Below are 21,164 nucleotides of genomic sequence, written 5' to 3'. Positions count from 1 at the left end.
GGGCTCTCTTGTTTTAATACTATAATTATTTCATTTCTACATAATGGCTTTTACACCTTTTGTACAAATCTCACATCAATTAAGACAGTATCAATAAAGTACAATTATGGCATCAATATTGAAATAAAAAGTACAAATAACTGATATTAAGGTACTTTAATCTATAAGATATAACATAAACAATAAGCTTATTGAGAATTTTTAATATTGATACAATACAAAATACAGGCTATAAATCTAAGCAGTACTTAAATCGCCCTTCTCAATTCAGGACCATTTAATAGCATTGTATGAGATTTTTCTACTGCCTTTTGCTTTGCCTGGTGACTACTTTTATCACACGTGCGCAAACCGTACCTGCAGTTACGTATACAGAGCCAATCGTGATAACACGTGGCGGTACGTACACGGGCAATTACCGCAGTCTGGACTCCAAGGTGCCGTGCGTGATTGTGTCCACCTCCGAGCCTGTAACGCTCATAGATTGCACGCTGGTAGGCGCCGGCGACCTGATCAAAACTGGGGGCGGCGTGAATCTGACGGTACGCAACTGTCGTGGCTATGGCCTGACGCCTACCGTTGATAATCGCACGCGTGGACGGTTTCTGGATGCCTACCAAGCTAAACAGCTGATCGTTGAGCATAATTATATGGAGCATACGGCCGGCATGGTTGTGAATCGCTGGAGCGGCAATGGCTCGGCTCAACAGACCCTGACGGTGCGCTATAACCAAGGCCTGAACTGCGACGGCCGCTACCGCAACGGTGGTAAGGAAACCCGCAGCTTCGTGCAGCTCAATACCGTGCAACAGCTCGCAGGCATTGATATCAGCTACAACGAGTTCCGCAACGAACCCAACGAGAGTGCCGTGGAGGACAACATCAACTTCTACAACTCGTCGGGCACGGCACAAAGCCCTATCAAAGTGCACGACAATTACGTGGAGGGAGCTTACCCCTACCCTGCTACTGAGCCGTCTTTTCACGGTACAGGCCTCACCACCGATGGCGATGGCAGCACTCCCACCACCACGGCTGCTTACATAGAAGCCTATCAGAACCAATTTGTGAGTACTTGCAACGCGGCTATGAATATTGCCGCCGGTCACCACATTCGTTTCTACAACAATCGTATGGTGACGGACGGCTTGCTCCCGGACGGCACGAAACTGAAGGCGACGTATGCTGCCACAGCCGTTTTCAATTATTATAAAAAAGACGCCGCGACGTTCAATAATAATACTATCAGCAATAACACCATTGGGTACGTAAAATGGGGCTACAATAGCCCATACAAAGACCGGCAGGATCTAAGCACTGGCTCTTGCGCTACCTGTACCGGAACTACGCACCTGCCCAACCCCGTTACGCCAGCTATGGAGCAGGATGAATGGTCGCTGTGGCAGCAGAAGTTGCTACAGCAGCAGGTGTCCGTAGGCGTGCTGCGTGCTACTGGTAGTGGTGGGGGCACAGTACTTCCTGTTACGCTGGCCCGGTTTGAATCGAAGTATATAGGTGCCCGGCTGCTGGCTACCTGGACTACTGCTCAGGAACTCAATAGCAGCTATTTTGAGGTGCAGCAAAGCACTACAGGCCTAGAGTTTTCCGCGGCGGGCCATGTGCAGGCAGCCGGCAATAGCACCAGCGCCCGCACGTACTCGCTGGCACTACCCCCCTCGGTAGAACGGGTGTATTTGCGGCTGAAAATGGTAGACACCGATAGTAGCGTTCGATACAGCGAAGTAATTAGCTGCCAGTCTTTTGCCGGAGCCACAGCAGTTCGGGCCTCCGAGCACACGTTGTACAGCTTGGCGGGCGAACAATTGTGGCACCGACCAGCATCGGAGGACGGCCCCGACTTACACAACTTGCGCCCTGGCATCTACGTGCTTCGAACTCGCCAAACCGATGGTAGTCAGGTAAGTGAAAAAATACTTATTCAATAGGACAACCAATTTGTCAATGCGTGTTGAGAATCATAATAAAGTCGTATAATTATCTATTAATAAGATACATATATCCTTTTACTCCTTTCTCTTTTACAGTTATGAAAGAACTTGGTCTGGGCTTGTTTCTGATTGGACTGGTATCGTTAGTGCTGCCATTGCTGGGTTTGAAATTCATTTTCCTAACCTGGATTGAGCAATGGGGACCTACCGTATCCTGGCTTATTCGGGGCGGCGTTACGCTGCTGGGGCTCATCCTCTACCTCAGCACCCGCAATCGGGATTAGGCGGTGAAATAGTGAGATGGTGAAATAGTGATTTTGAAGTTCTTCTTGCGCAAACCGCGTAGATCAAACGTCAAACTCACTATTTCACCATCTCACCATTTCACCGTTCGTATCTTTGCGTAGTGCTGCTGTCTGGCGGCACTACGAACTGTTGTTTCTTATGGAAAGAGAAGTACGGGTACGCTTTGCCCCTAGTCCTACTGGTCCGCTACACATCGGCGGCGTGCGCACTGCGCTTTATAATTATTTGCTGGCCCGCAAGCTAGGCGGCAAGATGTTGCTCCGCATCGAGGATACGGACCAAAACCGCTTCGTGCCCGGTGCCGAGCAGTATATTCAGGATTCGCTGGCGTGGTGTGGTATCGAGCTAGATGAAAGCCCTTGGAAAGGTGGCCCACACGCGCCCTACCGCCAGAGCGAGCGGAAGCCTATGTACATGCAGTACGCCTTGCAGCTCATCGACTCGGGCCACGCCTATTACGCTTTTGATACGCCCGAGGAACTGGATGCCATGCGCGCCCGCCTAACTGCCGCTAAGGTGCCCAATCCGCAGTACAATGCCATCACGCGCAGCCAAATGCGCAACTCCACTACTCTACCCGAGGATGAGGTGAAGCAGTTGCTGGACGCGGGTACTCCCTACGTGATTCGCCTGAAGGTGCCGCGCAAGGAGGAAATTCGCTTTAACGACCTGATTAGGGGTTGGGTAGTGGTACACTCTTCGGCGGTGGATGATAAAGTACTGATGAAGTCGGATGGGATGCCTACCTACCATCTGGCCAATATCGTAGACGACCACTTGATGGAAATCACCCACGTGATTCGGGGGGAAGAATGGCTACCCTCGGCGCCGCTGCACGTACTCTTGTATCGCTACCTGGGCTGGGAAAGCACCATGCCGCAGTTTGCCCACTTGCCGCTACTGCTCAAGCCCGACGGCACCGGCAAGCTCAGCAAGCGCGACGGCGACCGGCTGGGTTTCCCAGTGTTCCCATTGGAGTGGCATGGCACGGACGCCGAAACCGGCGCGCCTACCGTGAGCAGCGGCTACCGCGAAAGTGGCTACCTGCCCGATGCGTTCATCAACTTCCTAGCCTTCCTGGGTTGGAACCCCGGCACGCAGCAAGAACTGTTTTCTATGGATGAGCTGATTGAAGCGTTTTCCATCGACCGTGTGAGCAAGTCGCCGGCCCGTTTCGACCAGCACAAGGTGCGCTGGTACAACGAGCAGTACCTGCGCGCGAAGCCCAACGCTGAGCTGGCGCAGTATCTCCTCGACGCACTGCACGAGCACGGCGTGGATTGCACCCGCGAAAAAGCCGAGCAGATTGCCGGTGTAATGAAGGAGCGCGTGACCTTCCCGCAGGATTTCTGGCAGGAAGCACAGTATTTCTTCCAGGCTCCCGAAAGCTACGATGAGCAGGTGATCAGCAAGAAGTGGAATACTGCTACCGCCAATGCGCTGGCCGCCTTTGCGCGGGAGTTACCCACCGCCGCTCCCTCTACCCCCGATGCCATCAAAGCCCTACTCACACAGGTGCTGGAGCGCGAGGGCGTGAAGCTGGGCCAAGTGATGCAGGCGTTGCGCGTGGCCGTTACGGGCGCCGCCGCCGGCCCCGACCTGATGGAAACCATGCATATTTTGGGCAATGAGGAAATCAGCCAACGCATTCTGACGGCCGTAGAGCGCCTGAGCACTCGCGCTACTGCGTAGTCTTGCCGCTGTAGGGCATCCTGAACAAGGGCCGCTTCGTACTAGCTACGGGCGGCCTTTTGCATTGATGTGGCTTGTCCCTACCTCTTTACGAAGCAATACGACGATGGCTAAGAAACCTGTAAATAAGAAAAAAGCTGATCCCGATAAAAAAGCACGGGTGCACAAAGAGCTGGAAGGATTTGAAATCAAGGTGAACCCACTGGGCGAAATTACCTCCAATTATTCCATTGAGGACATCAACAAGTTCCTGAACCGCCACGTGCGCGACAAGAAGCTGGTGAATCGCGACGGCCAGTTTGGCGGTAACGACGAAGACGACCTCTACCCGGTGGAAGAAGGTAGCCCCGAGGTGGAAGAATCGGAGGAAGATTTTATGGCGCGCACCAGCAAGCCTGCACCCAAGAAGCCTACCCGCAAGGGCAAGCCTGCCGCCGAGGAGGACGAGGAGGAGTTCGAAACCGGACGCGAGGACGACGAATAGCAGCAACGAAACCGGTTGATTTAACCGGCCGATGTACTATACTTGTGCTCGTCCTTTCTCCCTACACCATGCACTCACACGACGTCGACTACCGCATTCTTGGCCACGATATTCAGGTTCTGGAAATAGAGCTGGACCCGAACGAAACCGTTATTGCTGAGGCGGGCGCCATGGTGTACATGGAGGAAAGCATTGCTTTCGAAACCAAAATGGGCGACGGCTCGGCCCCCGACCAGAGCGTGCTGGGCAAGCTGTTTTCGGCAGGCACGCGCTTGCTCACGGGCGAGTCGTTGTTCATGACGCACTTCACCCACCGGGGAGGCTATGGCAAAAGCAAAGTAGCCTTTTCGGCACCCTACCCTGGCACCATTATTCCCGTTGATCTTGGCACCCTGCCGCAGGGATTGATTGTGCAGAAAGACGGCTTTCTAGCAGCAGCGCGGGGCACCAAGATTAGCATTTATTTCAATCAGAAACTAGGGACCGGTTTCTTTGGCGGGGAGGGCTTTATTCTGCAAAAGCTAACCGGCGACGGCAAAGCCTTTGTGCACGCCGGTGGCACTATCATTGAAAAGCACCTCACCAATGAACTGCTACGCGTAGATACAGGCTGTGTGGTAGCTTTTGAGCCAGGTATTGATTTCAGTATTACGCGGGCCGGCGGCCTGCGCTCCATGATCTTTGGAGGCGAAGGACTGTTGCTAGCCACACTACGTGGCACCGGCCGCGTGTGGCTACAATCAATGCCCGTGAAAAAACTGATTCAGGCGTTGGCCCCAACTGGCAGCAATGCCACCAAGGAAAGTGGTGGCCTGTTTGGTAGTTTGCTGGATGAGTAATAGTGCTTTGGCCGCCTACCTACCCCAACAAGCTGACCACAATAATCACCAAGCTCACGACAAACGCCGCTCCTAGGGCACCTAGTACTCCTACTACCGCTTTGTTGCCTAGTCGCGGCAGAAAAGAGAAAGCCCGACGGCGTTTGCGGCGAGTATATACTCCTCGTTGACGGGAGCGGGACGATGAGGACGCAGAATCAGCGGAACTGAGGGTAGCGGACATGGGCGGGTGAGGTTAGTGCGTAGTATTCCTAATGTAAGTTTTGTTCTAAAAAGTTTCTTCGTGAAATCGACTAACATACGCTCCTTACCGACGAGTTGGATTGCGTACACGATATTCACTGTTAAGTAATTATGCAAAAGCGGGGCCATACCCTATTTTCCCGCTACAGAGTCGCTACTAATCCGAGTACCGCCTTCATACGTTTCTATTTTTACCATTTTGCCTTGCGCATCAAAATAGCACCACGGACCAAACCAATAGAAATGCGGCCCGTCGGGCTCGTTGACGTAGCGGGCCTGCCCTTGCCGTTGGATCTTGCCCGTTAAATCGTAGTGGCGGATAGAAATTAAGCCGCCGGGCTGTCGGTGATACAGTTCCCATTTTTCCCGCTGCCCGTTAAAGCTATAGTAGCGCCAGCGCCCCCGCTCGTAGTTGCGCCGAAAGCGCCCTTTGGCAGCCAGATGCCGCTCGGTTTCATCGTAGTAGATGCGCCACGGCCCCTGTCGCTCCAGTTTCGCGTTGTAACGATTGCGCGACCAAAAGCCAACAGGTTTGTGCACAGCCGTGCAAGCCAATAAGCTTAGGCCTACTAACAGAGGTAGGCCGAAAGAAGAAGTATAACGCATAGTATGTAAGCGATAGAGTGACTGGTAATGACTCCGTTAACTTACAACTAAATTATTAGTTATACTATCTCCTCTGGTAGCAGTCGTAGTATTTCTTCCAACAGTTCGCGGGAGTTGCTGAGGCGCGGTACTTTGTGCTGGCCACCTAGTTTACCCTTACTAGCCAGCCACTGCTCGAACGTGCCGAGTGGTGCTACTGTTAGCATGGGGCGCTCCAATGCCAAGTTACGGTGGCGCTTGGCGTCATAATCAGAGTTGAGCTGACGGAGTGTATCATCCAGTACGGCCACAAACTGTTCTAGACTTGTGGGCTGTACGTTGAACTCCACTAGCCACTGATGACCGCCCCGCGAGGTATCGGTGTTACTGAAATAAATGGGCGCAGCCGTGAAATCGCGCACCGTAGCGCCAGTGACTTGGCAGGCGGCTGCAATGGCCGCGTCGGCGTTTTCTATTACTACCTCTTCACCGAAAGCATTGAGGAAGTGCTTGGTGCGGCCCGTAATGCGAATACGGTAGGGCGCCAAGCTGGTAAAGCGCACCGTATCGCCGATGTTGTAGCGCCACAAGCCCGCATTGGTACTGATAATGAGAGCGTAGCGCGGTCCTATTTCCACCTCCTCCAATGTGCAGGCCTGCGGATGCTCCTGCCCTAGTTGATCGAGGGGTAGGAACTCATAATAGATGCCATGATCAAGCAGGAGCAGTAGGTCTTCTGAGTTGGGCTCGTCCTGCAACGCCAAGTAGCCTTCGGAGGCATTGTAGATTTCGAGGTAGTGCATTTGCTCCCGCGGAATCAACTGTCGAAACAGCTCACGGTAGGGTCCAAAGGCCACCGCGCCATGCAGAAATAAGCTCAGGTTGGGCCATACTTCCGTGATGTTGGCGACACCCGCCAGTTCTACTACCCGGCGCAGTAGCACAATCATCCAGGTAGGTACTCCGGCCAGCACAGTCACATCCTGGGTAAGCACGTGGCGGGCAATACGCTCTATTTTTTCCTCCCATTCGTCTAACAGGGCCAGCTCCAGCGGTGGCGTCCGGATGTATTCGGCCCAGGCGGGTAAGTTCTGCATAATCACCGCCGACACGTCGCCAACACGCGAGTCGGGCTCAGCGGGGCGAAACGGATTGGGTGCATGCGTACCCCCCAACGACAGCGTTTTGCCGCCTAGCACCTTGCACCCAGGGTAGTGGTAAGTAGCTAATGCAGTCATGTCGCGGCCGGCGCGGTAGTGACCCTCCTGCAACGACTCGCGGGTGACAGGAATGTACTTGCTACGGGCGTTGGTGGTGCCACTGCTCTTGGCAAACCACTGCACCCGGCCGGGCCACAGCACATCGGCCTCGCCGCGTAGCACGCGCTCCAGCTTCGGATAAAGCTCCTCGTAGGTATTGATAGGTACTCGTTGGGCAAAGTCAGCGGCGGTTATCGCGTCACCGAAACCATATTTCCTACCCCACTCTGTATCGCGGGCCGTGCGCAGGAGCGTGCGCAACACTTGCGCCTGCGTTTCGTGCGGGTGGTCCCGAAACTGCGCGATATCGCCCAAACGCCGCTGTACAGCCCAAGAGAGGATAGAATTTAACACGGCGGGCAAATTACTAAACGTGCGTTAACCTGAGGCCTACCTCACCCACTACGGTAAACCTACTTATATCTTTCTTTTCAACTCGAAATGCTTGCCCAGGTACACCCGGCGCACCATTTCGTCAGCGGCTAGCTCCTCGGCGGTGCCGGCTTTTAAGAGCTTGCCCTCGAAGAGTAGGTAGGCGCGGTCTACAATGCTGAGCGTCTCGTTTACGTTGTGGTCGGTGATGAGGATGCCGATGTTCTTATGCTTGAGCTTGGCCACAATGCCTTGGATTTCCTCTACGGCAATGGGGTCGACACCGGCAAAGGGCTCATCCAGCAACACAAATTTAGGGTCGACGGCCAGGGCGCGGGCAATTTCGGTGCGACGCCGCTCGCCGCCGCTAAGCACGCGGCCCAGGTTTTTGCGCACATGTGTGAGGCTGAACTCATTCAGCAACTCTTCCACCTTGTCGCGCTGGGCTTGTTTGGGCTGACCAGTCATTTCCAGCACCGACAGGATGTTTTCCTCTACCGTTAAGTCCCGGAACACGGAGGCTTCCTGCGCCAAATAGCCAATGCCCCGGCGGGCGCGCTGGTAGATGGGTAGCTTCGTGATTTCCTCATCATCCAGAAACACCTTGCCGGCGTTGGGCTTCACCATGCCTACCGTCATGTAGAACGAGGTGGTTTTGCCGGCGCCGTTTGGTCCCAGCAAGCCCACAATCTCGCCCTGCTCCACGTGCAACGACATGTCGTTAACCACGGTGCGGGCTTTGTATTTCTTGAATAAGTGCTCAGCGCGAAGAATCATACGGCAAAAATGGTGATTTAGTGGCTCAATGGCTTCAGCACTTGCGCGCGCAACGCCATTTGGGCGGGCGTAGCAGCGGGGTCTACCCGCAGCACGTTGTGCAGCTTTACGTCGAAGGTGCGAGGCGTGGCCGTCCGCTCCTTCGGCTTGACAGCGGCCGATGCTTGAAAACGAACGGTAACGGGCTCAGCGGAGGTAGGCTCTACCAACGGCCGGAGCAGCTGCTCGGCGTTGGCCATCGTCACCGATTGGTTGTTTACGGCCACAATGATGTCGCCTTCCTCCAAGCCAAAAGCGTTTTCGGCGGCTTTGGTTTGAGCGGCTTTGAACTGCTCGCGGGCGCTGTCGTAGTTGAAGCCGATATTGCCGAAGGCAAGCGTTTTGCCTTCCTCTGTGGCGGCATAGTGCCAGCCTATCTTCTGGAAATACTCGGCATAGGGTAGCGGCTCGTTGCCGATAACGTAACGGTCAAAGAAATCCTGCATCTGCGGATTGGTGAGGGACACGAACTCTGGAATCAGGTCTTTGTCCTCGAAGGAACGGGTAGGGCCGTATTTCTGGCGCAGCGTCAGGAGCACGTCGCGCAAGCTCTGACGGCCCTGGCTCAGCTCCTGCAACCGGATATCGAGCAGGAAGCCGATGAGCGCGCCCTTTTCGTACACGTTCTGGTACATGTCTTTGTAGGGCGCATCCAGAATCTGCCGGCTCATGGTTGTGAACGACACGTTGGGGTACTTCTCCGCGTTGTCGATTTTCTGCTTGATATGCTGGCGAAACTCGTCGGGCGTATTCAGGCCGCCGCGCACCTGCACTAGTTGGGCAATGTACTCGGTCACGCCCTCGTAGAGCCACAGGTGCTGCGACATCTGGGGGTCACGGAAATCGAACTCTCCTATTTCGCGGCTGTGGATGTTCAGCGGAGCCAGCATGTGCAGAAACTCGTGCGAGGCCACCTCCTGCACCATGCTTTTTACGCGGTCTGGGTCAGGAATTTCGGGTAGGAAATAGACCGAGGAGTAGGAATGCTCCATGGCGCCGTAGCCACCGTTTTTGCTGTTCAAAGGCGAATTCAACCCAGGGAAATACAATAAGAACTCGTAGTGCTCTACCGGCATCTCCCCGCCAAAATACTGCGCCAATGCTTCGGCCATCGGCCGCATTATTTCCTGGATTTGCGCGGCTTTCACCACCCCGCTCTCCGATACTACCGACACACCTATACGCGCGCCGCCTGCCGCAAAGCTGGCCGTATCGGGCCGGCTATAGAGGATGGGACCATCGGAAAGCGTGACGTAGCTGGGGGCCGTGTACACATCCTCGGTGGCCGAGGGGCTTTGCTTGGGTAGGGCGGTGGCGCCGTAGAGGTCGGCGGGTTTGCGAACGGTGAGCTGGTAGGGCATCATCTTTTGCCCATCGAAGTAGCCGTAAAGGCCATAGTGATTGAGCACGAAGTCGCGGCCGGCCTCGAAGTTGGTACCGCCGGGCTGAAAGATGAAATTATCGTCCTGGCGGGCGTCCCAGGTATCGTCTACGTAGTATTCGAGGCGGGCCAGCGTGCGGGCGTTGTCGATGACGAACAGGTTGGGCGAAGGATGCTTCACTTTCAGCTTACGCCCCTTGGCATCCAGCGCCGTGAAGCCGGACACGAAGCGGCCGTAGTCCTTGCGCGAGTAGGAGCCTGGTATCACCGAGGGCATGATGTACGTGGCCTGGTTCTCGGTGAGGGTAGGCGGCTGCACCACCACTTTTATCCGGTCGTTGGCAACCTGTTGCAAATCGAGCGTAATCTGGTAGCCGGCAGGCTGTTGGGCAAAAGCAACACCCGTGGTCAGCCCCATCAACAGAGCCAGGGAAGCAAATTTCATAAAGGAGGAGGAAGATAGAACACCCGCACAGGCAACGAATGAGCCAAGGTACACATTGCCCTACCCAAAACCTGGCTGGGGCGGCCTGCGTTCCTACCCTACCCTCCTACCTGTTTTGTATGTCGCGCCGTAGTCGTACCCTTAGCCTATCTCTGATGGCCCTGCTATACGTGGGGGCCGGCATTATGCACTTCGTGAAGCCAAAGGTCTACGCGAAGATTGTCCCGCCTTATCTACCTGTGCCCCTCACGCTGGTGTACGTGAGTGGCGTGGCCGAGCTAGCGGGTGGCCTGGGCCTGCTGCTATCCGCCACGCGTCGCCCAGCCGCCTGGGGACTGATTCTGCTACTGCTAGCTGTATTTCCGGCCAACGTGTATATGGCCCGCCACAACGACGAGCTGTTTCGGCTACCTACCTGGGCGGTATGGGCACGCCTACCCTTGCAACTGGTGCTCATTGGGTGGGCGTGGCAGTTTGCGAGTCCGCAGCCGCGCCTTACCGGCAACGTTGCGCGCTAACGTGCGTTACTTCTTTCATTCACTCCTTTTCATATGGCAACTACTACTCTTACTTACTCCGTTACATGGATGCCCCGTTTGCTGAGCATTCTGCGCATCGTAGCGGGCTTTATGTTCATGCTGCACGGTACGCAGAAGCTGTTCAACTTTCCGGCCGGTGAGCACGGCGCGGCTGAAATTTTCTCGCTTATGGGCTTAGCTGGTGTGCTAGAGGCGCTGGGCGGCCTGCTGCTTATTCTAGGTTTGTTCACACGACCCGTGGCATTCATTTCGTCGGGCCTGATGGCTGTAGCCTATTTCATGGCTCACGCGCCGCAAGCGCCCCTACCCATCCAAAACCAGGGCGAGTTAGCAGTGCTCTACTGCTTCGTATTCCTGTTCTTGGCCGTTGCAGGTGCTGGTGAGTGGAGCTTGGATGCCTGGCGTCAGCGCGTTGCCCGATAACCACCGCAACACTATCGTAGGATAAATGAAAAGGTGCCCCTACTTTCGGGCACCTTTTCATTTATAGTTTCTATTCTATGTCTTTTACCCGTTATTGCCTTGGAGTCACAGTTGGTTTACTCTTTTCAGCCGGCACTGCTCAAGCGCAACTAATCACCGATCTTCCCCAAGCCACTGCCGCCCGTGATACACTGTTTCAGCAGGCAGATATGCTACGGGAACGAGTGCAGCAGACTACGCCTAAGTTTACTACTAGTCGTAAAGGACTAGCTCAACAGCGACACGTTGTGAAAGGTCGTACAGTGGAACTTACTAGCAACATTGCAAGCACAACTCCACTTTCAGTAGCTGCAAAATCGAGTAAATGGCGCCACAGAACCATTCATTGGTATAATGGGACAACGGAAGAGCGCTTTAAACTAAAACAAGCAGGCCGTACTGTATTGCGCGAAAAGCGGATAAATGGCGTAGTCACATGGCTGCAACTACAGCCACTACTTTACAAGAAATCTCATTCTGGTTCCTACCTGAGGGAAGGCTATTTAGTGCTTGACGGTAAGTTCTACCTTCTTCCTAAAGCCTCTCAGTAGAAGTCCTTATTCCCACCGAATATCCTTCAGGCGCAATTGCAGCGTGCGGGTGCCCCGGTACTCGTTCATTTCCACGTTGTAGCACACGCTAAACGGTTCGCCCTGTTGCATTTGCTCGTAGTATTCGCCCAGCCCGAACCCAATCGCGTCCACTACATGGTAGCCATCCTGGGTAAGGGCAACCTTGAGGTGAGAGTTGCCCACAATACGGGCAGAGTCCGGGGCTGCATACACGCCCCGCGACTCGAACACGGGGTTTGGATTGCCTGGGCCGAACGGCTCCATCTGGCTCAGCAGCCGGTAGAAGCCGTTGGTAATATCCGTTAGTTGCAGCTCGCTATCGATTTCAACCGGCGGAATTAACTGCTCCGGCAGGATGCGGCGGGCTACTACCTGCTCAAACCGCTCCTGAAATTCAGGTACTTTGTCGACGGCCAGCGTGAGGCCGGCGGCGTACATGTGGCCGCCAAACTGCTCCAGCAAATCAGCACACTCCTCAATGGCCTGGTGCACATCAAACCCCGCTACGGAGCGGGCCGAGCCAGTGGCCTTGCCGTTGCTTTGGGTGAGAATGATGGTAGGACGGTAGTATTTATCCAGGCAACGTGAAGCCACAATGCCCACCACCCCTTTGTGCCAGTCTTCTTTATAGAGAACTGTAGAGCGGGCGTTCAACAACCGGCTGTCGTTCTCAATCATTTCCAGCGCCTCTTTCGTGATGCTGGTATCGAAGCCACGGCGCTCTTGATTTGTTTTGTCGACCACGCCGGCGCGGGCAATGGCATCTTCCTTGGTTTCGGCTAGCAGCATGGCCACCGAGCGCTTGGCATCGCCCATACGACCGGCCGCATTGATGCGCGGCGCAAAGCCAAACACCAGGCTACTAATATTCAACCCAAAGCGTAGGCCCGCTAGCTCCCGCAGAGCATCGAGGCCGGGGCGCTGGGGCCGCTCGGGGTCGTTGAGCAGGCGCAGGCCGTGGTAGGCCAACATCCGGTTTTCACCATAAATGGGCACAATGTCGGCCGCAATACTCACGGCCACCAAGTCCAGCAGCTCGTGCAAGGGCGCCTCATCCAGCCCCTGGTCTTGGGCAAAGGCCTGCATCAACTTGAACCCTACCCCACAGCCCGACAACTCCTTGAAAGGGTAGGGACAATCGGCGCGCTTGGGGTCCAGCACAGCCACAGCCTGCGGCAGCGACTCGCCGGGCAAGTGGTGGTCACAAATAATAAAATCGACGCCCTTAGCCGTTGCGTCACCTACCTTTTCCACCGCCTTCACGCCGCAGTCGAGAGCAATGATGAGGGCATAGCCGTGTTCGGCAGCATAGTCAATACCCGCATCGGATACGCCGTAGCCTTCCTTGTAGCGGTCGGGGATATAATAGTCGATGCGCTCGGGGCCGAAGAACTGCCGCAGGTAGGAATATACCACGGCCACGGAAGTGGTGCCGTCTACGTCGTAATCGCCAAACACCAATACTTTCTCCCCCGCGTGCAGCGCTTGCGTGAGACGCCGCACAGCGCGGTCCATATCGCGCATGAGCAGCGGATCAGGCAGATCGGCGAGTGAAGGGCGAAAGTATGCTTTGGCTTCCTCAAACGTGCACACGCCCCGCTGGCACAGCAGGCTGATAATGGCTTCGTTGACGCGCAAAGCATCCGCCAACTGCCGAACGTTGGCGGGGTCTGGCGAAGACTTACGAATCCATCTTTTTTCCATACGGGGCGGGGTTGACAGCAGGGGGCAGTATCTTCAAAAGTAAGAAGAAAACCGCTGTGGAAATGTTGAATGTTGCCTTTTGGAGGATGAATAGTTCCGCTAACCTTCCATCTTTCTTACCCTACCGCACTATTCTCATTTCTTTTAACTCCTTTTTCAACGCCTCTAACTCCGTGCAGAAAAACCACTTGGCACCAACGACGACTTCGCACAGAGTTAGATGAGTTGAAAAAGGAGTTAAGGGAGAGCTGATCTTGTAATTTCCTAAACGCCATCGCCACGCAACGCTCGAAAACGCTTGCGGGCCTCCGCCACGTAAATACTACCCGGATATTTCACCAGCAACTGATTATACAGTTCTTTGGCTTTGTCTTGTTCTTTGAGGTTTTCCTCATAGATACTAGCCATCAGAAACATAGCGTCATCACTCAGCACATCATATTTGGGATTTGATGTGATTTTGGCGAGCGTAGCCACGGCAGCCGGGTAGTCGCCCATGCGGCGCTGAAGCTGACCTTGCAGGTACCACGCCTCATCTGTGAGGGCGTGACCAGGGTACTTAGACACCAGCACCGAAAGGCCGCGGCTGGCCTCTGCCAACTTATTCTGAAACACCAGTAACTCAATGGCCGCATAGTCGCGCAGGGCTACGCCGGCGGTATCCATGGCGGTATTATCAGAGATGAGCAGGCTGAGCTGCATGGCATCGTTGGCTATTTCGCGGCTGGTAGCCTGCTTGAGAATATCTAGGTGACTCTGGGCTAATTTGAAGTCGGCGGCGTAGTAACTAAGACGGGCGTTGCGGAGCTTGGCCTCGTAGCCGATGGGCGAGTCCTTGTGGTCTTTCTCTACCTGGGAGTAGAGCAAGGTGGCCTCCCACGGCTCGCCGCGCAGCAAGTAAATATCAGCCAGATTAATCTTGGCATCGGCCACTGTGGTCGGGTTGGCGCGGGGCATGGCAATTACTTCCTGCAACAGCTGGATGGCTCGTGGCTTATCATCAAGCTGAAAAGCATACAGCTCGGCCATATTCGTTAGAATGGAAGCCGTTTCGGGTGTGCGGCCCAGCTCTTGTAACACCTGCTCGTACTCGCCTATTAGCCCCTGAATCTTGGCTGGTTCCACGGGGTAGGTGGTGCGCACCTGCTCCTCCCGGGCTTCTACCAGCCGCTGCCGCGAAATAGCGTAGAGCGGGCCACCTTTGTACTCACGCAGCACGTACTGGTAGCCGGCAATGGCACTTTCGTAATCGTGGTTGTGCTGGGCAATAGCGGCCACCTCCAGCACACGGCTGCCGTTGGTCCGCTCCCGACGGTCAAGGGCCTTGGCCTGTACCAGCGCCCCCACAAAATCGTGGCGCTGTACCTGTAGCCACAGCAGCAGCTCACTGTATACGGGCTGGTCTGGGTACTTCTGCACGTTACTGAGTAGCTGCTTTTCGAGGGCCTCGAAGTCTTTTTCTTCCCGTAGCGAATTTTGCAGCATGTTGCGCACAAAGGGCAACTGGCGTCCGTCCTGTTGCACCAAGCGCAACGTTTCGGCCATTAGCTGCTCTGTTTGCCCACCTTGGGTGTAAAGCTGAATAAGCTGGGGCGCAAATTCCGCGTCGTTCTTTGTTAGTTCTCTGCCTCGCAGGTAGGTCTTCTCGGCCCATTCTGGCTGTTGGCGGCGCATAAACTCCGTTGCAACCGGCACGATTTGTTCGCTGGTCAGGCGCGTCAGGGCCTGCTCGTATTGTTTGGTGGCGGCGGTTTGGTCGCCTGCGGCAGTGTATACTTCTCCCAGCAGCACTGTGTATACCGGTTCGGCGGCATGCTGTTTGGCGGCTTTGCGGGCTACTTTCTCTGCCTCTTTGTAATTGTGCAGCGCCTGAAGTGTGTTCAGGTAATCGGGCAGCACATCGGGGCGCTGCTGCTCGGCCGTGGGTAGGCGACCGAATAGAAAAGCGGCCTTCTCGTTTTCGCCTTTGCGTGCGTATTCCTTCGCCAGTGCCACATCTCCCCCCAGCATGGTTTGGGCCGTTAGCGGAGCCACGGGCAGCAACGAAATCAGAACGGGCAGCAAACGACGAGAGAAGCGCATACGGTCGTAATTAGTAGGTGCGAGTTGCGAGTTGCTGGTTATCAGTATAAATGCTAATAGTCCCCTACCCACCACTCAACTTTCTGAACGGCTCATCGCCCAGAATCATTTCAAGATAGCCACAAAAACCCGTTGGCTGCCACCTGCCTACAAATGAAAAGGCCACTCTTGCGGAGTGGCCTTTTCTGAGATAGAAGCCTGTACGGAGGTAGGGCTTACAGGCTCGGGAATTTCACCCGATCGTCTTTCACGTTGGCGTTGGCTTTCACAGCCTCGTAAAGCAAGCCGTCGGCGCGGGCGGTGCGTTGCTCCATGAGTTGCTTGCGGGTAGCGGCTACATCGCCGGCAGCGGCAGGCGCGTTGATGGCAGTAGGCTCCACGATGAGCACACCCTGCTCGCCTTGGATGGGCGCCGATTTCTGGCCAGCTTTCAGGCCGAAAATCTTGCCAACAGCAGCTGGCTCGGCACCCAGGCCGGGCAGCACACCCGAACCTAATACCACGTTATCGGCGGTTTTCACCTGGGCCGAAGGACCATACGCGGCCGCCAGTTGCTCTAGCGTGCCGGTTTTGCCTTTCAGCTTGTTGATGATCTGCTCCGCTTTCATATCGTTGCGTACCTGCGCCGTCAGCTCGGGGCGGATGCTGGCAATATCGGCGGTGCCTTTGCTACGGGTGCCGGTGAGCACAGCAATAACGTATTGGTCACCAATGTCGAACACTTCCGATACGTCGCCTACCTTGGTTTCTTTACCGTTGTTGCCATAGTAAGCCCAACGCACCAGTTCGCGGGCGTTTTGCAGGTTGTTTACGCTGCGGTCGGCAGTGCCCAGGCCTTGGGCCTCTTGCTTCTGCAACGACTTATCGGCGGCCACGGCCTTGCGGAACGACTCTACATCCGTAATCTGACCTTTCAGGTCCTGGGCGCGCTGGTAGGCAGCGTCGCGGGTAGCATCGGTGGGCACAATGGCTTTTTGCACCGCCGCTACCTGGTAGGTCTGATAGGTTTTGGGCTGAGTGATTTTGATGATGTGGTAGCCAAACGACGTTTCTACCGGAGCCGGCAGCAACCCTTTCGAGGTAGTACCAAACACAGCTTTCTCGAACTCGGGTACCATACGGCCCTGCGAGAACCAGCCTAGGTCGCCGCCGGTAGCCGTGGTACCATCGGTGCCGTATTGGCGGGCCATAGCGGCGAAATCAGCACCGCCTTTGATTTTGTTCAGGATGTCCTGCGCCTTGGCTTTCGCGGCGGCTTTTGCTTCTGGGGTAGTGCCTTCGGGCTTGATGAGGATGTGGCTGGCGCGGGCCGCAGCCTGCTCGCCTTTCTTCTCCCCGGTTACTTTAAACAGCGAATACACGCCATTCTCAGCGTAGGGGCCATATACTTGACCCACGGTCAGGGGTAGGTTTTCGCGCAGTTTCTCGGGCAGATCGGCTGGCGAGAGGTAGGCACCGTTGTAGGGCTGATCAGAATTCAACTTCACGAACAGCGAGTCGTTGGATGCGCTCTGGAACTGGGTAGCCAGCTGGTCGATGGTGCTGCGCACGGCGCTGCTGTCCTCTACCGAAGCTGCCACCGGAATGGTCACGTACTCGATGCTACGGCCTTGCTCCACTTTGTAGCGGCTCTTGTGCTTGTCGAGGTAGGCCTGCAACTCAGCATCCGTCACCTTCACCGAAGAATCCGATACTGTGTAGTACGGCACTAGCAGGTAGCGGGCGTTGGCAGTAGTGCCTTGGTTGGTGAGGTAGTTCTTGGCTTCCGCGCTGGTCACGTAAGTCGAGAGCTTCATCAGGTTGTTGTACTTGTTGGCCATGCGCTCAATGGGCAGGTTGGCTTCGAAATTTTCGAAGGCAGCACGGGCCTGTGGGGGCAGCTTGTCGAGGTTGCGCAGGTAGTCGAGCAGCTTGGCGCGGTCGAACTGGCCGGTTTGCGGATTGGTGAAGGCTTGGCGGATGCTGGGGCTGATGTTTTTGCCCTGCACCATATCTACCACCTCGTCATCAGACACTTTCAGGCCCAACTTTTCAAACTCCTTTTGGAAAGCAATGCGGTAGATGGTCAGGTTCCAGGCCTGGTCGCGCAGGTAGCCCATCACTTGCTCGTCGGGCTGACGACCTTGCTGGGCGGCAAAGGCTTCTTTCTGCTGCTCTAGGGTATTCTGAAAATCGGCCAATTCTACTTTCTCGCCGGCTACCTCGCCCACGGTCGTATTGTTGCCACCGAACAAACGGTTGTTTCCACCTACCAGGTCACCGCCCACGATGAAGAGCAGCATACCGATGGCTACCGTGCCAACGGCCCAGCCGGATTTTTCCCGAATCGTGTTAATTAAAGCCATTTACTTGAAAAAAAGCACCGTATAAAAAGGAGAAAGAGGCGCAAAATAACCAGAATCCGCCCGACATTCAAAGCTACCTGCCAGTGGTGGGGTAGGAAAGGCGCATTTCTGTGACATTCAGCACCATAAATGCCACATTTGCTAACAAAAAAGAAGCTACCCTATTTGCGTCGTTTGCCTTTCGGCCGGTTTGCGGCTGGCTTCGCACCGGCTTTAGTCGCAGTACCAGAACGGGGCACCGGCGTATCCTTGGCAGCTGTTTTAGTATCCAGTCCCAGGTAGCGAAACCACATCACACACACAAACGACACCATATACAGGGTGTAGTTTTTGCCGATGCTGTTTAGCAGAATGGTTTGGTATACCGCAATAATGAACGACACCACGGCTACCGAAAACAACACCGTTCGCCCCAGCGACTTATCAAATCGAAAGGCCATAAATTAGGGAGTAGTCGTTTCAGTAACGTTGCTGAATTTACCCGTTACTTTCTTCAACTTATAGGACGTAAAGTTCTGATCGGCCTCTAAGCCGTAGCCGTCTACTGTATCCGTGGGGGTTTCGATGTGCACGTACATCTCGGGCTTCGTGTAGATCAGCAACCGTTGCTGGTCGTAGAACAGTTCCTCGGTTTGCAGGGTCTGCTGCTTGGGTTCGTTTTTCACCCGCACATGGCCGCGCAAAGAGTATAGGCCCTTGCTCTTTTCCTGCTTGCCGTAATCGCCGGTGATAGTATTAACCACCGTTTGGCCATCCTTACTATAGAACAGCAGTTTCACGCTTTTAGGATACACCACATCGCCCGACTCAAACTGCTGTTGGAGTGGCGCAGTCAGCTTCACCTGAAGCTTGGCCGAGTCGCTAACGAAGGTCAGCACGTTGGTGGTTTCCATCATCGGGCCTTCGTACTTGACTTTCTTCGTTGGGTCAGCCTCTTGCTTCTGACAGCCAACCAAAGCCAAACCCAACCCAATCCAGATACGGAATTCTCGCATGATCTTACCCTCTCTCTGCACTACTCGATGCGCCGCTTGATAAACCAGCGGTTGTTGAGCGAAACCCCTACCTGCATCCGAATGTAGTTTTCCTTCACGTTGCCACTGGGGCTGTCAATGGTTACGTTGTTGTTGCCGCGCTGCCCATACGTGAAGGCTAAGCTAAAGGTAGTGGCATCCAACGGCGTAGCACCGGGTATCGGGAAGCCAAAGCCCCAACTCACGGCCCGGTCGTAGAGGCGCTGCCCGCCGGGGCGGTAGGGAATCTCTGCCAGGCTGATGCCCGCCCGATACACCACGCGCTTGAAGTAGTTGTCGACGCTGGTTGGGTCCGGGGCCCATTCGCCGCCTAGCCCTACCCGGTAGGTGTCACTCAAGGGCACATTGGCGGCACTGGTTACGCCAGCCAACACCGGCACCTGAAAGCGCGACCATTGCTGCCGGGCCAGGTCCAGGCTGGTGCTCCAGTTGCGGTTGTTGTCGAGGCTAATACCGAACTGCGCCAGGGTAGGCACGCGGGCTTCGCCCTTCTGACCGCTCACCAGCACAATGCTGGTATTGGCGATGGGCGCGCCCGCCAACGTACGCTGCTCCTGCGTCACGTCGTACGTGCCGTTCAGGTTGGACTGAAAGCCGTATACGGCCGCCAGGTTGTAGTTGAGCTTATCCGTTAGCTTGCCACGGTAGTGCGCGCCGGCCCGGAAAATGAAATCTGAATATCGAACGTGCTCTAGCCGCACGGTGCTTTGCGCATTTGAGTTGTCGCCGGAGGTCACAACCGTGGTGCCAGAGGTAGCATCAATGGTACCAAACACATAAGAGGCTGTGCCCCCTACCGTCAGGCCTTTCGCTATGCGGAAAGCATGCGCCATATAGGCTTCCGACAGCCCACCATCGCCCGTAAAGCGGTTGATAGATTGCGCGTTAGGGTCGCCCGTTACGCTGCTGCTCGTCGTGCTTTCGTAATCGACGGCCGTATAGGGTCGCAAGCCGGCCGCAGCTGCCCACCGTTTGGAAATGGGGAAAGCCAGTGCCAGGTAGCCCAGCGTACCGCTACCATCGCGCTGCGAGTTGGTGCGGTTACTGATGGTTTTGAACTGCCCGGTTACGGCTACCTCGTAGGTGGTACGAGAGGTGTAGTACACCAGCGCCGGGTTCAACTCATTTACGTTGGTACCATTGGGTGCAGCTAGTCCTACCCCACCCATTGCCATTTGCCGGACGCCACCCGTATTGATATAGGCGTCGCCCAGGCCCAGGCGCGAATAAGGCGAGTTTCCCAGACCTTGTGCCTGCGTTTGTGCAGCGTTCAGCCACCCTAGCAGCGACAACCCGGCCAGGCCGGCAAATTTAGTTTTCAACATTATGCACTAATATTCGATGGAGCCCAAGTAGCACAAGCTCCGGAATGGCAAAGATATAGCCTTTCAGCCGTGGTTGAAAAAAACCGGCGTCGCCGCCCGTCAACAGCACCGCCAACCCAGGGTACTGTGCCCGGTAGGTATCAATCAGACCGTTTACTTCAGCGGCTGCTCCGTTCAGCACGCCACTCCGAATAGCCGATTGCGTATCATCCCCTATCAGGGGTACGGCCACTGAAGGAGCATTGGGCACTTCCAGTAACGGCAAGCGGCCCGTAAACGTATGCAGCGCCTGAAACCGCAGCCGCAGCCCCGGCCCGATGCTACCTCCCCGAAAGGTGTGACCACCTTCCACGAAGTCGCACTTAATAGCCGTGCCGGCGTCAATCACCAATACATCTTGGTTGGGATGCAGCCACGCCGCGCCTACTGCTGCCGCCAGCCGGTCGGCGCCTAGCGTGTGGGGGGTAGCATAGCCGTTGCGCAGTGGGAGCGGTGTGGTAGCGGGTGCCAGTTCCAGCAATTGCCCCGGCACAAGCGGCCGTAGCGCAGCGGCCCAATCTGTGGTAGGCTCCGCTACCGACGCCACAATGGCGTGGGTAGGCTGATGCAGTTGCACCAGCGCCAGCACCTCTGCCAGCGTTTGCCCCGTTGCCCGATACCGCAACTCACTACCCTCGAAGTATCCATACTTCACGGCCGTGTTGCCAATATCAAGAGTAGCGGTACGCAT

The 21,164-nt window shown here is 55.5% G+C and carries 19 protein-coding genes; 8 read left to right on the top strand and 11 right to left on the bottom strand.

Annotation, left to right across the window (positions count from 1 at the left end; genetic code table 11):
• The first annotated feature begins 383 nt into the window (after window positions 1-383).
• From F1C16_RS17470 to F1C16_RS17450, 5 genes are all read left to right on the top strand, one after another.
• Window positions 384-1,946 (top strand): hypothetical protein, encoded by a 1,563-nt coding sequence (locus tag F1C16_RS17470; protein ID WP_185281878.1) that lies wholly within the window; start codon window positions 384-386, stop codon window positions 1,944-1,946.
• Between the two features lie 101 nt (window positions 1,947-2,047).
• Window positions 2,048-2,233 carry a hypothetical protein gene (locus tag F1C16_RS17465; protein ID WP_185281877.1) on the top strand — a complete coding sequence of 62 codons (186 nt, stop codon included), beginning with the start codon at window positions 2,048-2,050 and terminating at the stop codon, window positions 2,231-2,233.
• Window positions 2,234-2,393: 160 nt separating this feature from the next.
• Complete coding sequence (gene gltX, locus F1C16_RS17460) at window positions 2,394-3,947, top strand: glutamate--tRNA ligase (RefSeq protein WP_185281876.1); 1,554 nt, start codon at window positions 2,394-2,396, stop codon at window positions 3,945-3,947.
• Window positions 3,948-4,053: 106 nt separating this feature from the next.
• On the top strand, window positions 4,054-4,431 hold the full coding sequence (locus F1C16_RS17455) for a hypothetical protein (protein ID WP_185281875.1): 378 nt from the start codon (window positions 4,054-4,056) through the stop codon (window positions 4,429-4,431).
• A gap of 68 nt (window positions 4,432-4,499) precedes the next feature.
• Window positions 4,500-5,270: a TIGR00266 family protein gene (locus tag F1C16_RS17450; RefSeq protein ID WP_185281874.1), complete on the top strand. Its 771-nt coding sequence runs from the start codon at window positions 4,500-4,502 to the stop codon at window positions 5,268-5,270.
• Between the two features lie 375 nt (window positions 5,271-5,645).
• Here the strand turns inward: F1C16_RS17450 and F1C16_RS17445 are convergent, their stop codons facing one another.
• The 4 genes from F1C16_RS17445 to F1C16_RS17430 form a co-directional block, all read right to left on the bottom strand.
• A complete protein-coding gene (locus tag F1C16_RS17445; protein WP_185281873.1) occupies window positions 5,646-6,119 on the bottom strand; it encodes a hypothetical protein in 474 nt (157 codons plus the stop codon).
• Window positions 6,120-6,178: 59 nt separating this feature from the next.
• Window positions 6,179-7,711: a GH3 auxin-responsive promoter family protein gene (locus tag F1C16_RS17440; protein ID WP_185281872.1), complete on the bottom strand. Its 1,533-nt coding sequence runs from the start codon at window positions 7,709-7,711 to the stop codon at window positions 6,179-6,181.
• A gap of 63 nt (window positions 7,712-7,774) precedes the next feature.
• A complete protein-coding gene (gene lptB, locus F1C16_RS17435) occupies window positions 7,775-8,506 on the bottom strand; it encodes an LPS export ABC transporter ATP-binding protein (protein ID WP_185281871.1) in 732 nt (243 codons plus the stop codon).
• A 17-nt stretch (window positions 8,507-8,523) separates the two neighbouring features.
• Window positions 8,524-10,371 carry a peptidase M61 gene (locus F1C16_RS17430; RefSeq protein WP_185281870.1) on the bottom strand — a complete coding sequence of 616 codons (1,848 nt, stop codon included), beginning with the start codon at window positions 10,369-10,371 and terminating at the stop codon, window positions 8,524-8,526.
• Between the two features lie 38 nt (window positions 10,372-10,409).
• Here F1C16_RS17430 and F1C16_RS17425 point away from each other — a divergent pair, with 38 nt between their 5' ends.
• The 3 genes from F1C16_RS17425 to F1C16_RS17415 all read left to right on the top strand — a co-directional run bounded on the left by F1C16_RS17425 (window position 10,410) and on the right by F1C16_RS17415 (window position 11,923).
• On the top strand, window positions 10,410-10,889 hold the full coding sequence (locus F1C16_RS17425) for a DoxX family protein (RefSeq protein WP_308461638.1): 480 nt from the start codon (window positions 10,410-10,412) through the stop codon (window positions 10,887-10,889).
• 33 nt (window positions 10,890-10,922) lie between these two features.
• The gene (locus F1C16_RS17420) at window positions 10,923-11,333 is read left to right on the top strand and encodes a DoxX family protein (RefSeq protein ID WP_185281869.1); all 411 of its coding nucleotides are present in this window, start codon (window positions 10,923-10,925) and stop codon (window positions 11,331-11,333) included.
• A gap of 77 nt (window positions 11,334-11,410) precedes the next feature.
• Window positions 11,411-11,923, top strand: coding sequence for a hypothetical protein (locus tag F1C16_RS17415; protein ID WP_185281868.1), 513 nt, complete (start codon window positions 11,411-11,413; stop codon window positions 11,921-11,923).
• A gap of 6 nt (window positions 11,924-11,929) precedes the next feature.
• Here F1C16_RS17415 and recJ read toward each other — a convergent pair whose 3' ends face one another.
• The 7 genes from recJ to F1C16_RS17380 form a co-directional block, all read right to left on the bottom strand.
• Window positions 11,930-13,648 (bottom strand): single-stranded-DNA-specific exonuclease RecJ, encoded by a 1,719-nt coding sequence (gene recJ / locus F1C16_RS17410; protein WP_185281867.1) that lies wholly within the window; start codon window positions 13,646-13,648, stop codon window positions 11,930-11,932.
• A gap of 264 nt (window positions 13,649-13,912) precedes the next feature.
• Entirely contained in the window at window positions 13,913-15,730 is a 1,818-nt protein-coding gene (locus tag F1C16_RS17405) for a tetratricopeptide repeat protein (protein ID WP_258048952.1), read from the bottom strand.
• A 215-nt stretch (window positions 15,731-15,945) separates the two neighbouring features.
• A complete protein-coding gene (locus tag F1C16_RS17400; protein ID WP_185281866.1) occupies window positions 15,946-18,075 on the bottom strand; it encodes a peptidylprolyl isomerase in 2,130 nt (709 codons plus the stop codon).
• A 161-nt stretch (window positions 18,076-18,236) separates the two neighbouring features.
• Complete coding sequence (locus F1C16_RS17395; RefSeq protein ID WP_185281865.1) at window positions 18,237-18,515, bottom strand: hypothetical protein; 279 nt, start codon at window positions 18,513-18,515, stop codon at window positions 18,237-18,239.
• Window positions 18,516-18,518: 3 nt separating this feature from the next.
• The gene (lptC, locus tag F1C16_RS17390) at window positions 18,519-19,070 is read right to left on the bottom strand and encodes an LPS export ABC transporter periplasmic protein LptC (RefSeq protein WP_185281864.1); all 552 of its coding nucleotides are present in this window, start codon (window positions 19,068-19,070) and stop codon (window positions 18,519-18,521) included.
• A gap of 20 nt (window positions 19,071-19,090) precedes the next feature.
• Window positions 19,091-20,434, bottom strand: coding sequence for an OmpP1/FadL family transporter (locus F1C16_RS17385; RefSeq protein WP_185281863.1), 1,344 nt, complete (start codon window positions 20,432-20,434; stop codon window positions 19,091-19,093).
• Entirely contained in the window at window positions 20,421-21,164 is a 744-nt protein-coding gene (locus F1C16_RS17380; RefSeq protein ID WP_185281862.1) for a type III pantothenate kinase, read from the bottom strand. Before F1C16_RS17380 ends, F1C16_RS17385 begins: the two co-directional genes overlap by 14 nt.

This window comes from Hymenobacter sp. NBH84, from assembly GCF_014217645.1.
Lineage (GTDB): Bacteria > Bacteroidota > Bacteroidia > Cytophagales > Hymenobacteraceae > Hymenobacter > Hymenobacter profundi.
Note: the sequence above shows the minus strand (reverse complement) of the source record. Positions and strands in the feature narration are given on the sequence as shown.